At 61.9% G+C, this 15,874-nt stretch carries 13 protein-coding genes and 1 tRNA gene; 12 read left to right on the plus strand and 2 right to left on the minus strand.

Translation table 11 applies throughout. From position 1 onward, the window contains the following. The first annotated feature begins 11 nt into the window (after positions 1-11). From DDD63_RS01605 to DDD63_RS13060, 4 genes are all read left to right on the plus strand, one after another. On the plus strand, positions 12-1,478 hold the full coding sequence (locus DDD63_RS01605) for an NCS2 family permease (RefSeq protein ID WP_240611324.1): 1,467 nt from the start codon (positions 12-14) through the stop codon (positions 1,476-1,478). A 9-nt stretch (positions 1,479-1,487) separates the two neighbouring features. Next, positions 1,488-1,745, plus strand: coding sequence for a hypothetical protein (locus DDD63_RS01610; protein WP_108714901.1), 258 nt, complete (start codon positions 1,488-1,490; stop codon positions 1,743-1,745). Between the two features lie 265 nt (positions 1,746-2,010). Beyond that, entirely contained in the window at positions 2,011-2,829 is an 819-nt protein-coding gene (locus DDD63_RS13055) for an MFS transporter (RefSeq protein WP_108714902.1), read from the plus strand. After that, positions 2,826-3,350, plus strand: coding sequence for an MFS transporter (locus DDD63_RS13060; protein ID WP_164505409.1), 525 nt, complete (start codon positions 2,826-2,828; stop codon positions 3,348-3,350). Before DDD63_RS13055 ends, DDD63_RS13060 begins: the two co-directional genes overlap by 4 nt. A gap of 296 nt (positions 3,351-3,646) precedes the next feature. On the opposite strand, the gene serC is transcribed toward DDD63_RS13060, so the two are convergent. Beyond that, a complete protein-coding gene (gene serC / locus DDD63_RS01625; RefSeq protein ID WP_108714904.1) occupies positions 3,647-4,780 on the minus strand; it encodes a phosphoserine transaminase in 1,134 nt (377 codons plus the stop codon). 201 nt (positions 4,781-4,981) lie between these two features. Here serC and DDD63_RS01630 point away from each other — a divergent pair, with 201 nt between their 5' ends. Beyond that, positions 4,982-5,671, plus strand: a complete 690-nt coding sequence (locus DDD63_RS01630; RefSeq protein WP_108714905.1) for a metal-dependent transcriptional regulator — start codon at positions 4,982-4,984, stop codon at positions 5,669-5,671. Between the two features lie 296 nt (positions 5,672-5,967). Here DDD63_RS01630 and DDD63_RS01635 read toward each other — a convergent pair whose 3' ends face one another. Further along, complete coding sequence (locus DDD63_RS01635; RefSeq protein WP_108714906.1) at positions 5,968-6,750, minus strand: DedA family protein; 783 nt, start codon at positions 6,748-6,750, stop codon at positions 5,968-5,970. A gap of 255 nt (positions 6,751-7,005) precedes the next feature. Here DDD63_RS01635 and DDD63_RS01640 point away from each other — a divergent pair, with 255 nt between their 5' ends. From DDD63_RS01640 to DDD63_RS01670, 7 genes are all read left to right on the plus strand, one after another. Next, entirely contained in the window at positions 7,006-7,764 is a 759-nt protein-coding gene (locus DDD63_RS01640) for a C40 family peptidase (protein ID WP_108714907.1), read from the plus strand. A 627-nt stretch (positions 7,765-8,391) separates the two neighbouring features. Beyond that, positions 8,392-9,189, plus strand: a complete 798-nt coding sequence (locus DDD63_RS01645; protein ID WP_108714908.1) for a C40 family peptidase — start codon at positions 8,392-8,394, stop codon at positions 9,187-9,189. 262 nt (positions 9,190-9,451) lie between these two features. Then, entirely contained in the window at positions 9,452-10,372 is a 921-nt protein-coding gene (locus DDD63_RS01650) for a universal stress protein (protein WP_108714909.1), read from the plus strand. Positions 10,373-10,512: 140 nt separating this feature from the next. After that, positions 10,513-10,584, plus strand: a tRNA-Arg gene (locus DDD63_RS01655). Between the two features lie 313 nt (positions 10,585-10,897). Next, on the plus strand, positions 10,898-14,056 hold the full coding sequence (locus DDD63_RS01660; RefSeq protein WP_108714910.1) for a hypothetical protein: 3,159 nt from the start codon (positions 10,898-10,900) through the stop codon (positions 14,054-14,056). A gap of 31 nt (positions 14,057-14,087) precedes the next feature. Then, positions 14,088-15,347: a hypothetical protein gene (locus DDD63_RS01665; protein ID WP_108714911.1), complete on the plus strand. Its 1,260-nt coding sequence runs from the start codon at positions 14,088-14,090 to the stop codon at positions 15,345-15,347. A gap of 14 nt (positions 15,348-15,361) precedes the next feature. Continuing rightward, entirely contained in the window at positions 15,362-15,616 is a 255-nt protein-coding gene (locus DDD63_RS01670; RefSeq protein ID WP_108714912.1) for a hypothetical protein, read from the plus strand. Positions 15,617-15,874: the final 258 nt, after the last annotated feature.

Here is a 15,874-nt window from a genome sequence, read left to right on the forward strand (position 1 = left end):
AGAATCTTGCCGTGAGCGATACAGCTGCGGGCACGGCTGAGGCGCCGGCCAAGAACATCCTTGAAAAACACTTCCACCTAAGCGAGCGCGGCTCATCAATCGGACAAGAACTGCGCGGCGGTATGGTCACCTTCTTCGCGATGGCCTACATCCTTGTTCTCAATCCAACAATTCTCAGCGGTACCGACTCCACCGGCGCCTACCTGGGCGGTGGCGCGGAGGCGAATGTTCCGGCTATCGCCGCCGGTACCGCCCTGGTCGCCGGCGTGATGACCCTGCTCATGGGCGCGGTTGCCAATTTCCCGCTGGCCCTCGCCGCTGGGTTGGGGCTGAACTCCATGGTGGCCTCCATTATTGTCAAACTGCCCGGCATGACGTGGGCCGACGGCATGGGCATCATCGTTATCGAGGGCATTGTTGTTGTGTTGCTGGTACTCACCGGGCTGCGCGAGGCGATATTCCGTGCCGTTCCGAAGTATTTGCGCACGGCCATTTCGGTGGGCATCGGCCTATTCGTGACCATTGTGGGGCTGGTGAATGCGGGAATCGTTCGCCAGGGCAGCGGCACGGCCCTCTCCTTCGGAGTGGATGGATCGATTTCTACCTGGCCGCTGCTGGTTTTCGTCGTGGGGCTCTTCCTCACAATTATTCTTATGGCGCGCCGAGTCAAAGGCGGGATTCTCATCGGAATCGTCGTCTCCACGGTGTTCGCCATTCTCATCGAGTGGCGCGGCAATTTGGGAACTGCCAGTGCCGAGAATGTGGGCGGCTGGGGGCTGTCCATTCCCCGGCTGGATGGCGCACCGGTGCAGGTGCCAGACTTCGCCACCCTCGGCCAGTTCTCGGTGACCGGGCCTTTTCAAAAGCTGGGGGTGATCGCCGTCGTCGTCCTTGCCTTCTCCGTCATGCTGGCGGACTTCTTCGACACCATGGGAACGATGGTGGCCGTCGGCTCTGAGGGCGGCCTGCTGGACGAGAACGGCAACCCGCGCAACACCTTCCGCATTCTACTTATCGACTCGCTGGCGGCGGTGGCCGGTGGCGCGGGCGGAGTATCCTCCAACACCGCGTATATCGAATCCTCTACTGGCGTGGCCGATGGGGCACGCACCGGGCTCGCCTCCATTTTCACGGGGACCTTCTTCCTGCTGGCTACATTCCTAGCGCCGCTGGCCGGGGTGGTACCCAATGAAGCGGCGGCCCCGGCGTTGGTGGCGGTGGGCTTCCTGATGATGCAGCAGGTATCCGAACTGGAATGGTCCGATCTGGCGACGGCGATCCCCGCCTTCCTCACCATCGTGTTCATGCCCTTCGGCTACTCGATCACCGTGGGAATCGGTGTGGGCTTCATCAGCCACACCGTGATGCAGGTGGCGAGCGGGCGCATACGCAAGATCCACCCGCTTATGTGGGTTGTGTCCGCCTTGTTCATCGTGTACTTCCTGCTTGGCCCCATCCAGAGCGCGTTGAATATGTAGCATGAATGTATGAGTGACGATGAGGCCTCGCGTTTAGGTACTAGGTGGAGGAGGCAACGCTACTTTGGCACAGTTCTGCTGGCCTTCGCCATGTGTCCAGTTGTTTTCGCCTTCATCTTCCAGCGTGACCCGGATACGGCTTCCTTCCTCGGCCTGATTCCAGTTGCTGCTGTCGGCTTCGTCTTTGTGGTGTTGGGCGTGCTCAACCGCAACCGGGAGATCGAGTTGACCACGCATTCGCGCGAGCCCGTGGCTGATGACGACTGAACGTCGGCCTCGGTGACCTGCCGACCCAAGCGCCGGTGGTGGTGGGAGCAGGGGTGGTAGTCACCGGTGCTTGTGAAATGACTCGCCCGTACCGGCGGTGTCAGCGGCCAAGATGGTGTGCGATCCGCGGTGTATCACTCATGGATGCTTGTCTACTCTGCCACGTTCCTCCTGTGACCTCTCGGCCGAGGGGCGTAAACAAAGCCAAGGGGAGTAGACTGAAAAACCGCCCGAAAACGGCGGAGTTCTCTTGGCGGAGGGATTGATGGGGCGAACATTCTCCAGCTTGCGTTATTTCAACTACCGGATCTGGTTCTTCTCGGCTCTGGTGGCGAATACCGGGACCTGGATGCAGCGGGTCGCCCAGGATTGGTTGGTTCTTGCCATCCTCACGGATGATAATTCCTTCGCCATTGGCGTGGTCACCGCACTGCAGTTCGCCCCCATACTCTTCATCATGCCCTTCGCGGGTTCGCTCGCCGATCACTTCGACAAGCGGAAGATCATACTCCTGACGCAGACCTTCCAAGCTCTGCTCGCCTTCGCCCTCGGCGGTTTAGTACTAGCCGGAATCGCCACAACTGCCATTGTCTGCGGCTTCGCCCTTCTGCTTGGTGTGGCGAACGCCTTCGACAACCCCGCTCGCCTGGTGTTCGTCTCCGAACTTGTAGCGCCGCGCGATCTTCCCAACGCCATCGGTTTGAACTCCACCAGCTTCAATGTGGCGCGCCTGATCGGCCCGGCGTTGGCAGGCGTGCTGGTGGCCGTTGTTGGTCCGGGGTGGGTATTCCTCATCAACGGCTTCTCCTTTATCGCAACGATTGCGGCGCTGCTGGTGATGCGTCCGGCGGAGTTCTTCACGGCTACATCCCCGCGCAAACCGCGCGAAAAGGGTCGTGTTCGGGCTGGACTGCGTTATGTGCGGTCACGTTCGGATCTCAAGGTCATCTTTGTGGTGACAGGTGTTATCGCCTGCCTCGGTATGAACTTCCAACTGACCACTGCCTCCATGGCCCGCGTGGTGTTTGATAAGCAGGCGGGGAATACGGGCTTCTCGGCTCCGTTCTGGCGATCGGTTCGTTGACCGGAGCGCTGCTCGCCGCCCGGCGGCGTAGCCAACCGCGGGTGAGACTGGTAGTGGCGATGGCCTTCGCCTTCGCGCTGGCAGCCGGCGTCAACGCGGTGATGCCCACGTATCCCACCTATGCCATCTCGCTTATTCCGGTGGGACTTGTCATCCTCACCCTGCTCACCAGTGCCAACACCTCGGTGCAGATGTCCACTGAACCGGAGATGCGCGGGCGGGTGATGTCCTTGTACCAGGCGGTTATGCAGGGCAGTGCGCCGGTTGGAGCGTTGATCGTCGGATGGATCTGCGAGGTGATCAGTCCGCGCTGGGGCGTGGGAATCGGAGCGATCGGTGCGTTGATCGTCGGCATCGCTGCTTATGTCTGGGGGAGGCGTAACTGGGACGTGGCGGTGCATTACCACTGGCACTCGCACCCGCATGTCGAGATCATCGGGCCGTTGGAGCGCCAGCAGCAGGAACATAGCGAGGGCGACGGGTTGGGTGCGGGTCCAACCCCGGGCGATGACGCAAAATAGAAGGCTTCCTGGCGCGGGGGTGAAGGCATACCGCGCAAGGGTGGCATCAGGTTGAGCGAGTACGCCGTATCGGCGGAATCGCGAGTCAAACCGCGCAAGGGCGGCATCAGACCACGATTCGCGACCGTTTCGTGTGTGGATAGGGGTTTGGCGACGCCGACGCGACACCAAGGACACCCGTTCTCCCGTATCTCGCGCGGATGGGAGCCACCGGCGCGAGGCGGAGCCTACAAGGAGCCAAATGGCGTGAGAAGAAGGTCTACCGGGAGGATAATTCGGCATTGACGTCTTCGCCGTCACATATGCTCTATTGCCCAGTCGATACAGGTCAACAGTGCGGCGACGTCGTCGGGCTCCACATTCGGGAAGGTGCCGAAACGGAACTGGTTACGGCCCAGGGAGCGGTACGGGTCGATGTCCACGATGCCGTTCTCACGTAGAAAAGCGCTGATCGTACGTGTATCAACCGATTCGTCGAAATCAATCGTCGCGACGACGGGCGAGCGGTCGGCGGCATTGGCGACGAAGGGTGTTGCTTCGGGGCGGTTCTCGGCCCACTCGTAAATCAACGCAGACGATGCGGCAGTGCGCTCCGCCATGGCATCGAGCCCGCCGCTGCTGAGCATCCATTCGGTCTGTTCGGCGATGAGCAACAGGTTCGCGATACTCGGGGTATTCAGCGTTTGATCTTTGCGCGAGTTCCGCAGCGCGAGCTCGAGATTGAGAATATCCGGCACCCAGCGGGTAGAACCGAGCCGTTCGATGCGCTCAATGGCAGCGGGGGAGGCCACGGCGATCCATAGGCCGCCGTCGGCGCCGAAACACTTTTGCGGTGAGAAGTAGTAGAGGTCGGTTTGCGATATGTCTACGGTGACGCCGCCCGCACTCGATGTGGCGTCAACGAGGGTGAGTGCTCCGGGGTGTTGATGGGAGCCCCTGCTACGCCCATAACGTGTTACCGGAGAAAACACTCCGGTAGAAGTCTCATTCTGGGGATAGAAGTATGTGTCGACGGCGTCGTTCTCCTCGCCGCGGTCCACGCAGCGTGCCAGACGGCCGGGTTCCGCAGATTGGATATCAACCTCCGCCCACGGAACGCGCCCCACCGCGTGGGCGGCCTTAGCGGAGAACTCGCCGAAAACAGCGGCCTGCGCGCGGCTTTCAACGGCGGTGAAAGCGATGGCATCCCACACCAGGCTGGCGCCGCCGTTGCCAAGCATAACCTCGTACCCCTCCGGAAGATGGAAGAGCTCGGTTAGCTGGGCACGGATCTGACCGACCAGATTCTTCACGGGTGCTTGCCGATGCGAGGTTCCCATGGGAGAAGCCGCATCCGCAACACGTGCGAGCTGTTCGGGGCGTGCTTTTGAAGGTCCCGAGCCGAAGCGGCCGTCGGTGGGAAGGAGATGGGCAGGGATGGTAGTGCGCATAGTTGTATTGTGCCGTGCTTTGCACCCGCCGGGACGATGCTTCCGTCTGACGGGCCAAACGGTATTACGCGCGGATTACGTCGCAGAATTGCCAACTGGCGTGGCGGCCCGGCGCGCTCCAGTAAAATCGGGAAGCACAGCGGAATAACAGGCGTTATGGTGGCGCGGACAATCGATGTGGGCAATCGATGAGGAGTAAGTATGAGGGGCCATTTGGTCGACACGACGGAGATGTATCTCAAGTCGGTCTATGAACTGGAAGAAGAAGGGGTTCCGCCTCTGCGTGCGCGTTTGGTGGAACGACTCGGGCAGTCCAAGCCAACGGTCTCTGAAACAGTTGCGCGCATGGAACGCGATGGGCTGATGTCACTGGATGGGCGTGCGATTGTTCTCTCGGAAGAAGGCCGGTTGTATGCCACGCAGGTGATGCGCAAGCATCGCCTCGCGGAGCGTTTGTTACTGGATGTGATTCGCATTCCGTGGGAGGACGTCCATGAGGAGGCGTGCCGTTGGGAGCATGTGATCTCCGATGAGACCGAGCAGAAGATCGCTGAGCTCCTGGGCTATTCGCGCTATGACCCCTACGGCAACCCGATCCCTGAATACGGTACGGCAGGGCCTATGGGGCAGACGGCTGCTGAGAATGGCCTCATCAACGGGCGTGAATTCCTTGCGCAGAACCCGGATGGTGGAATCGCGATTCTGGCCCGCATTGGTGAGATCTTACAAACGGATACGGCTCTGCTACGTTCACTGCGCGAAGCGCGGATAGTCCCCGGGGCGGATGTGACCATCTTCATTGAGGGGGCCCGTCCGGTCATCTGTGCCGCAGGGTGCGTCGAATTGTCGCCGTGGATGGCGCGCCACCTGCAATTGCAGGTGGCGCGGTAGACGGTCGAGCAAGGCGGTCTAGACCGTGGGTGGTCGCTAGTACGCGACATCCCGTGGCGGTGTAGGCACACGGCGGGGATGGCCATCGGGGTGGGGACCGCCGTCGGGAAAGAGCGTTCGAAAGATGGTTCTCCGCGTTCTACTTTCCGCGGAGGACCAGCCATCCCACTTCAGCAGCGGACTCGCCTTCCCACTTTCGTGGCGGACTACTTCAGTAGCGGCCCACTTCAATGGCGGATCCGCCGTCAACATGGTGGCAGGCTTGAAAAAGCTCGGCGGCGTAGTGCGCGGGGCGTCTAGTCTGTGACGGGCTTGTTCTGGACGTCGTCGTGCGCCAGCTCTACATCCTGGTCTGGTTGCGGGCGGTGGTGAGGGTTTCGGTCTGCAGCTTCCGCTGGTAGAAGCGTGTCCGTTTCCATTCGGAGCTCGCCTTCTTCCTCTTGCAATGCGTCGCGGACCGCCGTTGCGGGTGTCGTCTTCTTCTTGGCCGAACGCTGCCGCAGATAGCCAATGATTATGGGGAGCACCGAGACAAGGACGATGATGACAACGATGACATCAATATTGTTGGCGACAAAGGAGAACTGACCAAGGAACAGGCCGGCAACTGTCATAATGCCGACCCAACCCACTCCTCCGACTGCATTGAAGAAGACGAAGCGACCGTAGCGCATGCGCGCAGCTCCTGCCGCGATGGGTACAAAGGTTCGCACGATCGGTACAAAGCGCGACAGAATTAGCGAGGCCGCACCATACTGCTGGAAGAACTCCTCCGCGCGGTAGAGGTACTCGGTCTTCAGTATGCGAGCGTCCGGTTTGAAGAGCTGCCGCCCAAAACGTGATCCAAGGAAGTATCCGACCTGAACACCCAGGAATGCGGCCAGAATGCCGACAATAAGCAACACTTCGATTCTGATACCGAACTGCACGTGCAGCATGGCGGCGGTGAAAATCAATGAGTCTCCAGGCAGGAACGGGAAAAGACAGCCCGACTCGATAAACAGAATGAAAGCAACGCCAGGCAGTACCCACGGCCCGAGGGCTGCAAGTAACGCGGCAGGATCGGAGAGTATGCCCATGCGTTACAGACTACGTGAATGAGGCGGGGAAACGCGGCGAGCGTGAGCGAGTCGGCAGAGTGTTGCGCATCGGTATTCACGCGAACTCGCCGAGTGTGACGACCTGACGTGGCGAAGGTCTCGACGTCGTTATAAAAATGTGACATCTCGTTATCGTGTTGCTATCATCGTGCGTGGGCTCGTTCACGGCCGAGGCGTAAGCCGAAGGTCGTGAGCATGAAAAAGTGACCACAACTAGACGAGGAGACCTTGACAATGGCAGGACGTCACGCGATGACTCGCGAGACTGCGTTGGAAACCCTCAATTCTCCTGCGGGGCGCGGACTTGCTGCTGCGGTGGCAGTGGGAACGGTGCTTGGTGTCGCCATTCCGACAGCCTCAGCTGATGCTACCGAGAACCGTGAAGGTTCGCGCGAGGCGGCACGCCTTGCATCCGTGGCACCGGAGGCCACCACGGAAGTGACGGTGGACGCCGACGCTTCCTGGGAGATTGCTCAGGTTGCGGTGCAAGCGGAGGATTCCGATTCTTCCCTCGCCCTCGACATGGAAGTGACTGCTCCCGTTGTTGAAGAAGAGGTGACGGTCGAGGAGACGGCCACTAGTGCAGTGGCTGATACCAATACTGCGACCGCCGCTGTTGTCGGCGAGGAAGCACCTGCCGCGAGCTCATCGAATTCAGGTCTGCGTTCGCAAATCGTCGCTTACGCTCGACAGTTCTCAGGCGCGCCCTATGTCACCGGAGGCACGACGCCATCGGGCTGGGACTGCTCCGGTTTCGTGAACTACGTGTTTGGAAACTTCGGCATCAGTATGCCGCGCACCTCGAGTGCTATCGCGGCATCATTCACGCAGGTACCGGCTTCGCAAGCGCAGCCCGGTGATCTTGTGTACTGGCCGGGCCACATCGGCATTTACACCGGCAACGGCATGCATATTGCGGCGGCTAACCCATCTACTGGCACGTATGAACATGCAGTGTACGGAAGTCCGATCTACCTGCGTGTGGTGGGCTGAAACAATACGTCGCTTGACCAGCTGAAGCCATCTGGCGCGTGGTGGGTCAACGTGGCATAAGACATTACAGAGAGGCGAGTCGGCTGTTTGTCGGCTCGCCTCTTTTGTGCGTGATCGGCGTGCTCGGCCGGTGGTATATCAAAAGTGTGTTTATCCGGTGTGTGCGGATGGCGGTGCAGCATAGCATCGTGAGCGCGTGCGCGCACGCCGCTGCGCCGCTGCCAAAACTCGCGGGTGAAGCGTCGCACCGCTGCACGCGGGTGTGCTGCAGGTACGGCGGGTTTGCGAGCCCGAGCAGCACGCACTCGTACCCGCCTACACGGTACGTCTACTCGGTCCTTGCTGTTTGACTGCGGCATGGGACACAGCGAAGCATTTGTGATCAACACAACTTTCGGTGTGTCTATGTTTCATTCGGTCGGCCTACGTCGCGTGCTGAGCAGGTGATTTGCCGTAGAAGACGGGGAAGTGTCACGCCCACATGGTGCGACGGGCCGATAACAGCGTGGGTCACCTCTCGTTATGAAAACGTGACATTCGGTTATTGAGCCGTTATTGTCTTCTATAGGCAAGTCGCCGGGTGAGTACGCACACTGCGGCGAACGGACGAATGAGGAGATATACAAGATGGCCGGACGGCACGCGAAGACTCGCGAGGCAGCCCTCAGCACTCTTAACTCCCCCGCAGGACGCGGGCTCGCAGCGGCAATGGCTTTCGGAACGGCGCTCGGCGTCGCAATCCCGTCTGCGGCAGCTGATGATGACAGCAGCGGCGCCAACACAGCAGGTGCCCTCGCGCGTAAGAATATTGCGAGCGGCACGGTAGCGGACAACACGCGGGAAGTCACCGTTTCCGAGGATAACGAGTGGCAGATTTCCCAGGTTGATATTCAAACCGAAGAGGCCACACAGTCCCCCATGGCGCTCGACATGACGGTTAACACCCCGGCGGTCGAGGAAGAAGAAGCCGTCACCGAAGAGGTTGTCGCGACTGCGAACGATACCGCCGGATACGCGGACACCGGCTCGCAGGCTGCTACTGCGGCAAGCAGCGAGACGGTGGTTGCTACCGCAAGTGGTAGCGGCACGGGCGCGTCAATCTCCGCAACGGCTCAGTCCTACATCGGATCCCCGTACCGCTGGGGCGGTACCACACCAGCCGGCTGGGACTGCATTGGCTTCGTGCGTTACGTGTACGCCCAGTACGGTGTTCAGATTGGCGGTTACACCACTTCTGTGCTCTCCGTTGGACGTCAGGTTCCTTATTCGCAGGCTCAGCCCGGTGACATCCTCTACTGGCCCGGACACGTGGCCATTTACGTGGGTAACGGCCAGAATGTTGGCGCGTGGAATGCCAGCATGGGAACAAAGGTCGGCCCGAACTCGTGGCTCGGCACGCCAACCGTCATCCGCGTTTTCGACTGATACACACTGCTTTGAGCTGGGACCATGCGTCTCAGTGCTGGTGGGGGTCGTTTATACGACCCCCATCGTGCTATCCACAGGGTTGCCTGGGTTCGGGCGACGGTCTTCCTTGGGGTGATGAGGCATGGGGTGTTTTCCGGGCTCGGGCGGTGCTAGCCCAATCGTGATAACCCTCTAAACTGCCGCGCGGAGCACCTGCACATGACCGGCGTGACGTGCAAGAATAGGACTAGCCCGAACCAACCAATGGAGGTGGCAACCTATGGTTTACCAGCACGAGAATCTTGTTGTCTGCGGCGTCGACGGCTCGGAGGCGTCTTTGAACGCCTTGACATGGGCGGCACACGAAGCGGCGTCGCGAGGCGCCCGGCTCGAGATTATGTGCTGCTACGAAGAACGCACGTATTCCAAGCACGTAGGAAGCGGTGCAGAAGGCGGCGGTCTTCTGGTTGAGCGAGCGAAAGAGGTTCTGGATGAGGCGGGCGCCCTCGCCGCCGCTATTCACGATGACGTCGTCATGGCACTGGAAGCGGCCGACCCGACGAAGGCGCTTTTGGAGCGCTCGAAGAAGGCGGCACGTGTCGTTGTAGGCGCACGTGGCGGTTCGGGTGGTTTTGCGGACCGTATGCTGGGCTCCGTGGCCTCGGCGGTTTCGGCCCGCGCGTACTGCGCCGTCGTCGTAGTTCCCACCCCCAATGTGAAGGCGGTTCTACCGGTCAAGCACATCGTATGCGGTGTCGATGGCTCGGAGGCCTCTCGCCTGGCGCTGCGTTTAGCCATCCGAGAAGCGTCTCGCTGGGGTGCGCGGTTGTCCTGCGTTGGTGCGGTTAATTTTGCCGGTGCGACCTGGCTGCCGGGCTCCGAATATCATCAAGAGGTACTTGACGACGTTCGTTCCGGGTTACGCGACATGGTTGAAGAATCCATGCAGGGCCTTGATGTGGATGTGCGGTGCCATGCGATTGAGGGGAATCCGGCGGCACTTATGGCCGAGTTTTCCACTGCGGTCGATCTTCTGATCGTGGGAACACGCGGTCGAGGCGGCTTCGCGGGGTTACTGTTAGGATCAACCAGTCAGGCGGTACTCCACCACGCCGCCTGCCCGACGATTATCGTGCCGAAACGTACCAGCCAGAACGAGGACGCCATGGGTGCCGAAGTGCCCTGGCAGCGTCCTAGCTAGACGTTGCTTGTGCCGAGCCCGTTTTGGCGTGAGACGAGGCCGCTCGTCGTGGTCGCCTGTCTGCTGGCCAGCAGGCGTGGCGCACCGCCGCGTAGGTGAAATAGGACAGTCTGCAGAACAACGGGTAAACTGGCCTGCGCGCCCTCGTAGCTCAGGGGAAGAGCGACCGCCTCCTAAGCGGTAGGTCGAAGGTTCGAATCCTTTCGGGGGCACTACCGGCGCGACTGGCAGTATTTCGCCTCGGTGGTTCCGTCGTGTCCGTCGCAGAAACTCCTGGGCTGTGCGAGAACGAATGGTTCCTGTTACTCGCCGCTCGGCGCGGTATCCCGAATTTGCTCCGGCGGGCGGATACCGTTGGTGTGTGAGTCCATTCTTTAGGCGTAACCGAGACAGAAAACCGGCAGATGCGGGGTTGCCCCCGAAGCGTCGTCCGCTTCTGCGGCGGACGCGCCATCAGCGCCGTCGGGCGGGGCACTCTCGGCACCGTCGGCCGAAGAGAGCGTTCTCCCGGCTGAGGAAACCGCCGTGGTTTCTGTTTCGCCTTCGTCCGCATCCGCCGCCTCCCCGGAGCCCGCACCTTCGCGCCTAGAACTGATTAGCAGTGCCTATCACGCGTGGCACACCGAGCTCGCCGGGCTGGCCGGGGACATTACACAGACAATCAACGAGTCAGACCCGGCCGTTATCGACTTGACGCGACCGCACCCCACCGGGGGCGCACAAATGTATTCCGGGATGCCGACGTTGCTGACATCGTTGGTGCGGGAAGAGGAGGCACAGCAGGTAGCGCTGTCTCGCCTGGCGTCATTACAGCGGCGTATCGAAGAGCTGTCCGAGCGATACGGTTACGCGCCGGTGACCATGGCAATTGACAATGTGACGTGGACCGAGCTTCCGGGAGGAAGCGTCGCGGCAGCCGATTTGGGTGCAGCCTATGAGGTAACGGGCGAGCTGCACCTCGACCCGGAGTCCGTCCGCCAGAACGCCGACGAAGCCATTGGCTTGGCGCGCGTCGACGGCGAGGATTCCGCAACAGCCCAGGACGGCTCCCCGGCGCAGTCCGCCGTCGACCCAAGCAGTGCGGCAGATGAGGGCCGAGAGAGCGAGGCAGGAGGGGAGCGCGACGACGGGCAGAAGGGCGATGACGCTGCCACCTCTGCCGACGAGGCATCGGAAGGGAACGCGCAGGTCAGCGTCATTGAAATGAATCAGCCGGTGCTGCTGCGCACCGTGCGGCTGGAGCCTACCGGGACCAACGATGCGTATATCACCCTGACCGCGCGTTGCGAGGTCAATCCGACACTGCTGCGTGCGCTGCGCGCTCACGGCATTCCGGCGGAGGACGTGTCGCAACTGCGTTCTTTGGCCGCCGACCCGAATAGGGAGGACGAGGTCCTCGCGCGGGTCCGTGAACTGGGGCGCATCTATTTGCCCGGTTTTGAGTATCAGGTCTCGATGTTGCTGGGCAGTTTTGTACATCCCGGGCAGGTGTTGCTCTCCGACCTGGAGGCTATGAAGCCTTATATCGAGACATCGGGAATTATGGCGGCGCTGGCCGGAGATGAGCCGACACGCCGACTCTCGGTTGCGCCGCTACCGCCGGCGGAGCGCCGAGATCGTGCGCCCGAGGTCGAGCGGGGTGCCGGAGACCGTGATGTTGCGGAGTTGGCCGTTGTGGAGGCCGTGGCATCGGGACGCTCCGTCGTCGTCGATACGCCGCCCGGATCGCAGCGGGTGGGAACATTGGCCGCCATCGCGGCAGATGCGGCGGCGTCGGGGCGTTCAATGGTTTACATCCCGAGCCGCGCCTCGGCGGGGCGGGCCTTCACAGACGAGCTGAGAAGGCTCGGTCTGGGGGATCTGTATTTGGACTTCGCGGATCTCGATGCGGTGGCGATGCATTTGCGTACCGGTTTACGCCTGCGCAGCCCCGAACTCGACGACGACGCCACGTTGGACCTGCGTGCCCGACTGGCGGATGTGCGGCGGCAACTGGGTAACTACGTGGCCGCGCTGCACGAAGAGGATCCGAACTGGCATGAGTCGGTGCATTCACTGCTGGAGCGGCTGGCGGCGCTGACAACGGGAATGGATGCGCCGAAGAGCCGAGTCCGGTTGGGGTCCGACGACTTGGCGGAACTGGCGGAGAGATACGAGCAGCGGCGTGAATTGTTGTTGGAGGCCGCCGAGCTCGATGCGTTCGTGCCGCAGGATGCGGCATCCGCATGGGCCGGCGCAACCATAGCTGCGATTGAGGAAGGCGAGTCCGCCATGCAACGGGTGGCACGATTGGCCGATGAGATCCTTCCCGTCGTCATGGCGCAGTCACAGCGGGCCGCGGGTGAAACAGGCCTGGAGCGAGCGGTTACCTTCGCGGATTGGCAAGAGCAGCTCGACATGCTGGATGGAGTCTCCAGCACCCTCGACGTATTTGTGCCACAGATCTACGAGCGCTCCGCGATGGACATGGTGATCGCCACCGCCTCGAAAGAATGGCGGGAAACCCACGGCGAGGAAATGAAGGGATCCGAGCGGCGGCGTTTGACGAAACAGGCCCGTGATTTCATTCGTCCGGGTGCCACGGTAACCGATTTGCACAAGGAACTGGTCACCGTGCAAAAGCAGCGTGAGGTATGGCGGCGTTACTGCTCGGAAGAGGGCTGGCCGAAGCTCCCGGACGGGATGGCGCAGATCAAGGCCTCAGCGGACGAGGCGCGGCGCGAGATTGCGACATTGCAAGCGGTGCTGCCAGAAGGGCGGGAGCTTCGTGAGTTGCCGCTGGAGGAACTGCTGGCAACTGTTCGGCGTATGAAGGATGACACGGAGACTATGTCGGTCCTGCCTCGTCGCAACGAGATCCTTGCCCAGTTGCGCGACGGCGGACTAGGCGCCTTCCTTGATGACTTGGCGTCTCGCGGTGTTTCTACCGCGGACGCCGTGAGTGCGGAGTTGGAGCTTGTGTACACGAGTTCCATTTTCGAGCAGTTGGTCGGCAAGTCGCCGGAGTTGGCCCGCATGGGTCCGGCGGAACTGACCGAGCTGAGCTCATCGTTACGGCAGTTGGATAAGGCACACACCGCTACCCTCGCCGGGCCAGTGAGCCGGGCCGCGGTGAGGATCATGCGTGAAACCATCTCAAAGCGCCGCGATGACACCATGAAGCTCGATGCGCAGCTGGCGCGCTATTCTACCGGCGGCCTGCGTGACGCCATTGCGGCCTACCCGCGGCTTGTACAGGTGTCACGTCCGGTATGGGTTATTCCGTCAATGGTTGCGGCGGAGTTCGTTCCACCGATGCCCTGGGTCGATATTGTTGTTATGGACGACACGGACAGCGTGCGGGTCTCATCGGCAGTCTCTATGCTCATGCGCGGCCGCCAGATCGTGGTGGCAGGCGATCTGCGACGCGGAGATGACGGTACAGCGGTGAAGGCCTTCGCGGATGTCCTTCCTGTATGTCAGCTTCCGACGCTGCGCGCCCGTCATGATGAACTCGCCACTCAGACCCTGCGGGAGCAGGGGTATGCCGACGTGTTGGAGATGGTGCCGTTGGCGGCGGCGAGCGAACGCTCTCGCCTCGTGGTTGTTGATGGACGCGGCGTCCCTCTCCGACCACCGGTATCGTGGAAGGCACTCAGGTTGAGGTTGACGCGGTTGTCGATGCCGTGGTCGATCACGTGTTGACGGACCCGAGCATTCGCTCGCCGTGGTTTGCGTGTCACAGCAGCACGCCGTGCGGGTACGTGAGGCGATTAAGAAGACTGCGGCAAACTCGAGCGCTTTGGCATCGCTGGTCAGCCCTGACGGTCCGGAGCCCTTCGCGGTATTGGATATAACGCAGTGTGCCGGGCTGCGCCGCGATTCCATCATCCTCTCGGTCGGTTACGGTAAGACGGTTCATGGTCGAGTGTTGCACACCTTCGGCTCCCTTGCGACACCGGATGGCGTGACCGGTCTGGTGAATGCGGTGGAGTCCGCGCGTGACCAGTTGACGATTATTTCCGCGCTGGGTCCGGGGGAGATCGGAACGGATCTGATTACCTCGCCGGGGCCACGTTTGCTGGCTAAGCTCATTGATCGTGCCGCCGGGCGGGATATCCCGTTGGACCCGGCGGAGTCGGGCCAGGCCGTTGACCCGTTGTTGGCGGATCTGGCGGCGCGTGTCGAACGGGCCGGTTGGGTTACTGCGGCGAATTTCGGATACGAGGAGGGAATACGAATTCCTCTTGTGGCCGGGCATCATTCCCTGCCGGGCACGTGGCGCGTGGCGGTTCTTCTTGACGACGACGCTTACATGGCGGAGCCTTCGCAGCGACGCCGTGATCGTTACTGGGCGGAGCGCCTGGAGGCGCGGGGCTGGTCGGTTGTACAGACCTTCTCCACTTCATTGTTTATCGATCCGGTGGGGCAGGCGGAACGTGTGATTGCTTTGCTGGAGGAGATCCGTGGGCAGGCGTTGGAAGCTGCTCGTGGCCCGGTGACCGTTGCGGTTCCCGTGCTGGATGACCAGTGGCTGAAGGCGGACGAGCCGGAGGGGGGCGAACTCGGAGCCGGGGGCGTGCAGGCGGTTCAGGCTGTACCGCGCGGTCCACGTCCGCAGATCACGGCCGGACTGCCACTCGCCGCATACTCTGATGATCAGTTGGATGAGATGATTGCGTGGATCGCGAGTGACGCGGTTCCTCGTACCGAGGATGGCCTGGTGCTGGCGTTGCGCGAGGAGCTTGATGTGCGTCGGCGTGGCAGCCAGACCGAAGCGGTGTTGCGTAACGTCGTGCGGCGCTCGGGCTTGGCGGCCACGCACGGTGATGATCGGGATTCCGCGAGTGCTGTGGCAGCGGGTGGGCTAGCCGCTTTGTCGAGCACGGCCGGGAGTGCGGTTGGCGGTACGGAAGCCGTAGCAGATTCCGCGGCCGACGACGGCGCTACGGACGGCGACCATGGCGCTGCCGATGGCGCGCGTTCGGCGGAGTAAGAGGCGGAGTGAGAATGGGGCGGCAGCATCGCGCGGCAATGCGCCTCTCACGGGTTGATCGAGAGCGGTTGGAATCCGGCGAGTTCGCGCACCCGGAGGATGCGCTGCGGGCAGCGGCGCAGGAGTCCGTGGCGGATAATGCGCGCGGCGCGGCTGCGGCCGAGCATGCTGGAGCGGCGAGCGCGCAGCGACGCGATGGGATCCAGGCCCGCGATGCGCACGAGCAGGATCTACTGGCTGAGCTTCCCCCGCATTTTGGAAAGCTGTAACGTGCGGCGGGAGTGCCTAGAGGCGCGGTACCGGACGGAAGCTGGCGGCCGGGAGCGGGAAGATACCACGGCGAGTAGAGTCTCGATCCCGCTGCGAGCATGAGCTTCCCTTTAGCCGCATAGCGTTACGCACTACAAGCGCAGGCGAAGAGCCGAGTAGCACCCATATGCGAGGGGTGCGGAACCTCTGCGGATTCCGCACCCCTGTTCAGTCACGTTCCAGCGTCGCTGCCGTGGCTCAGCCCTGGCCTCGGCGGG

The sequence above is a fragment of the Actinobaculum sp. 313 genome (genome assembly GCF_003073475.1).
In the GTDB taxonomy this organism is placed as follows: domain Bacteria; phylum Actinomycetota; class Actinomycetes; order Actinomycetales; family Actinomycetaceae; genus Asp313.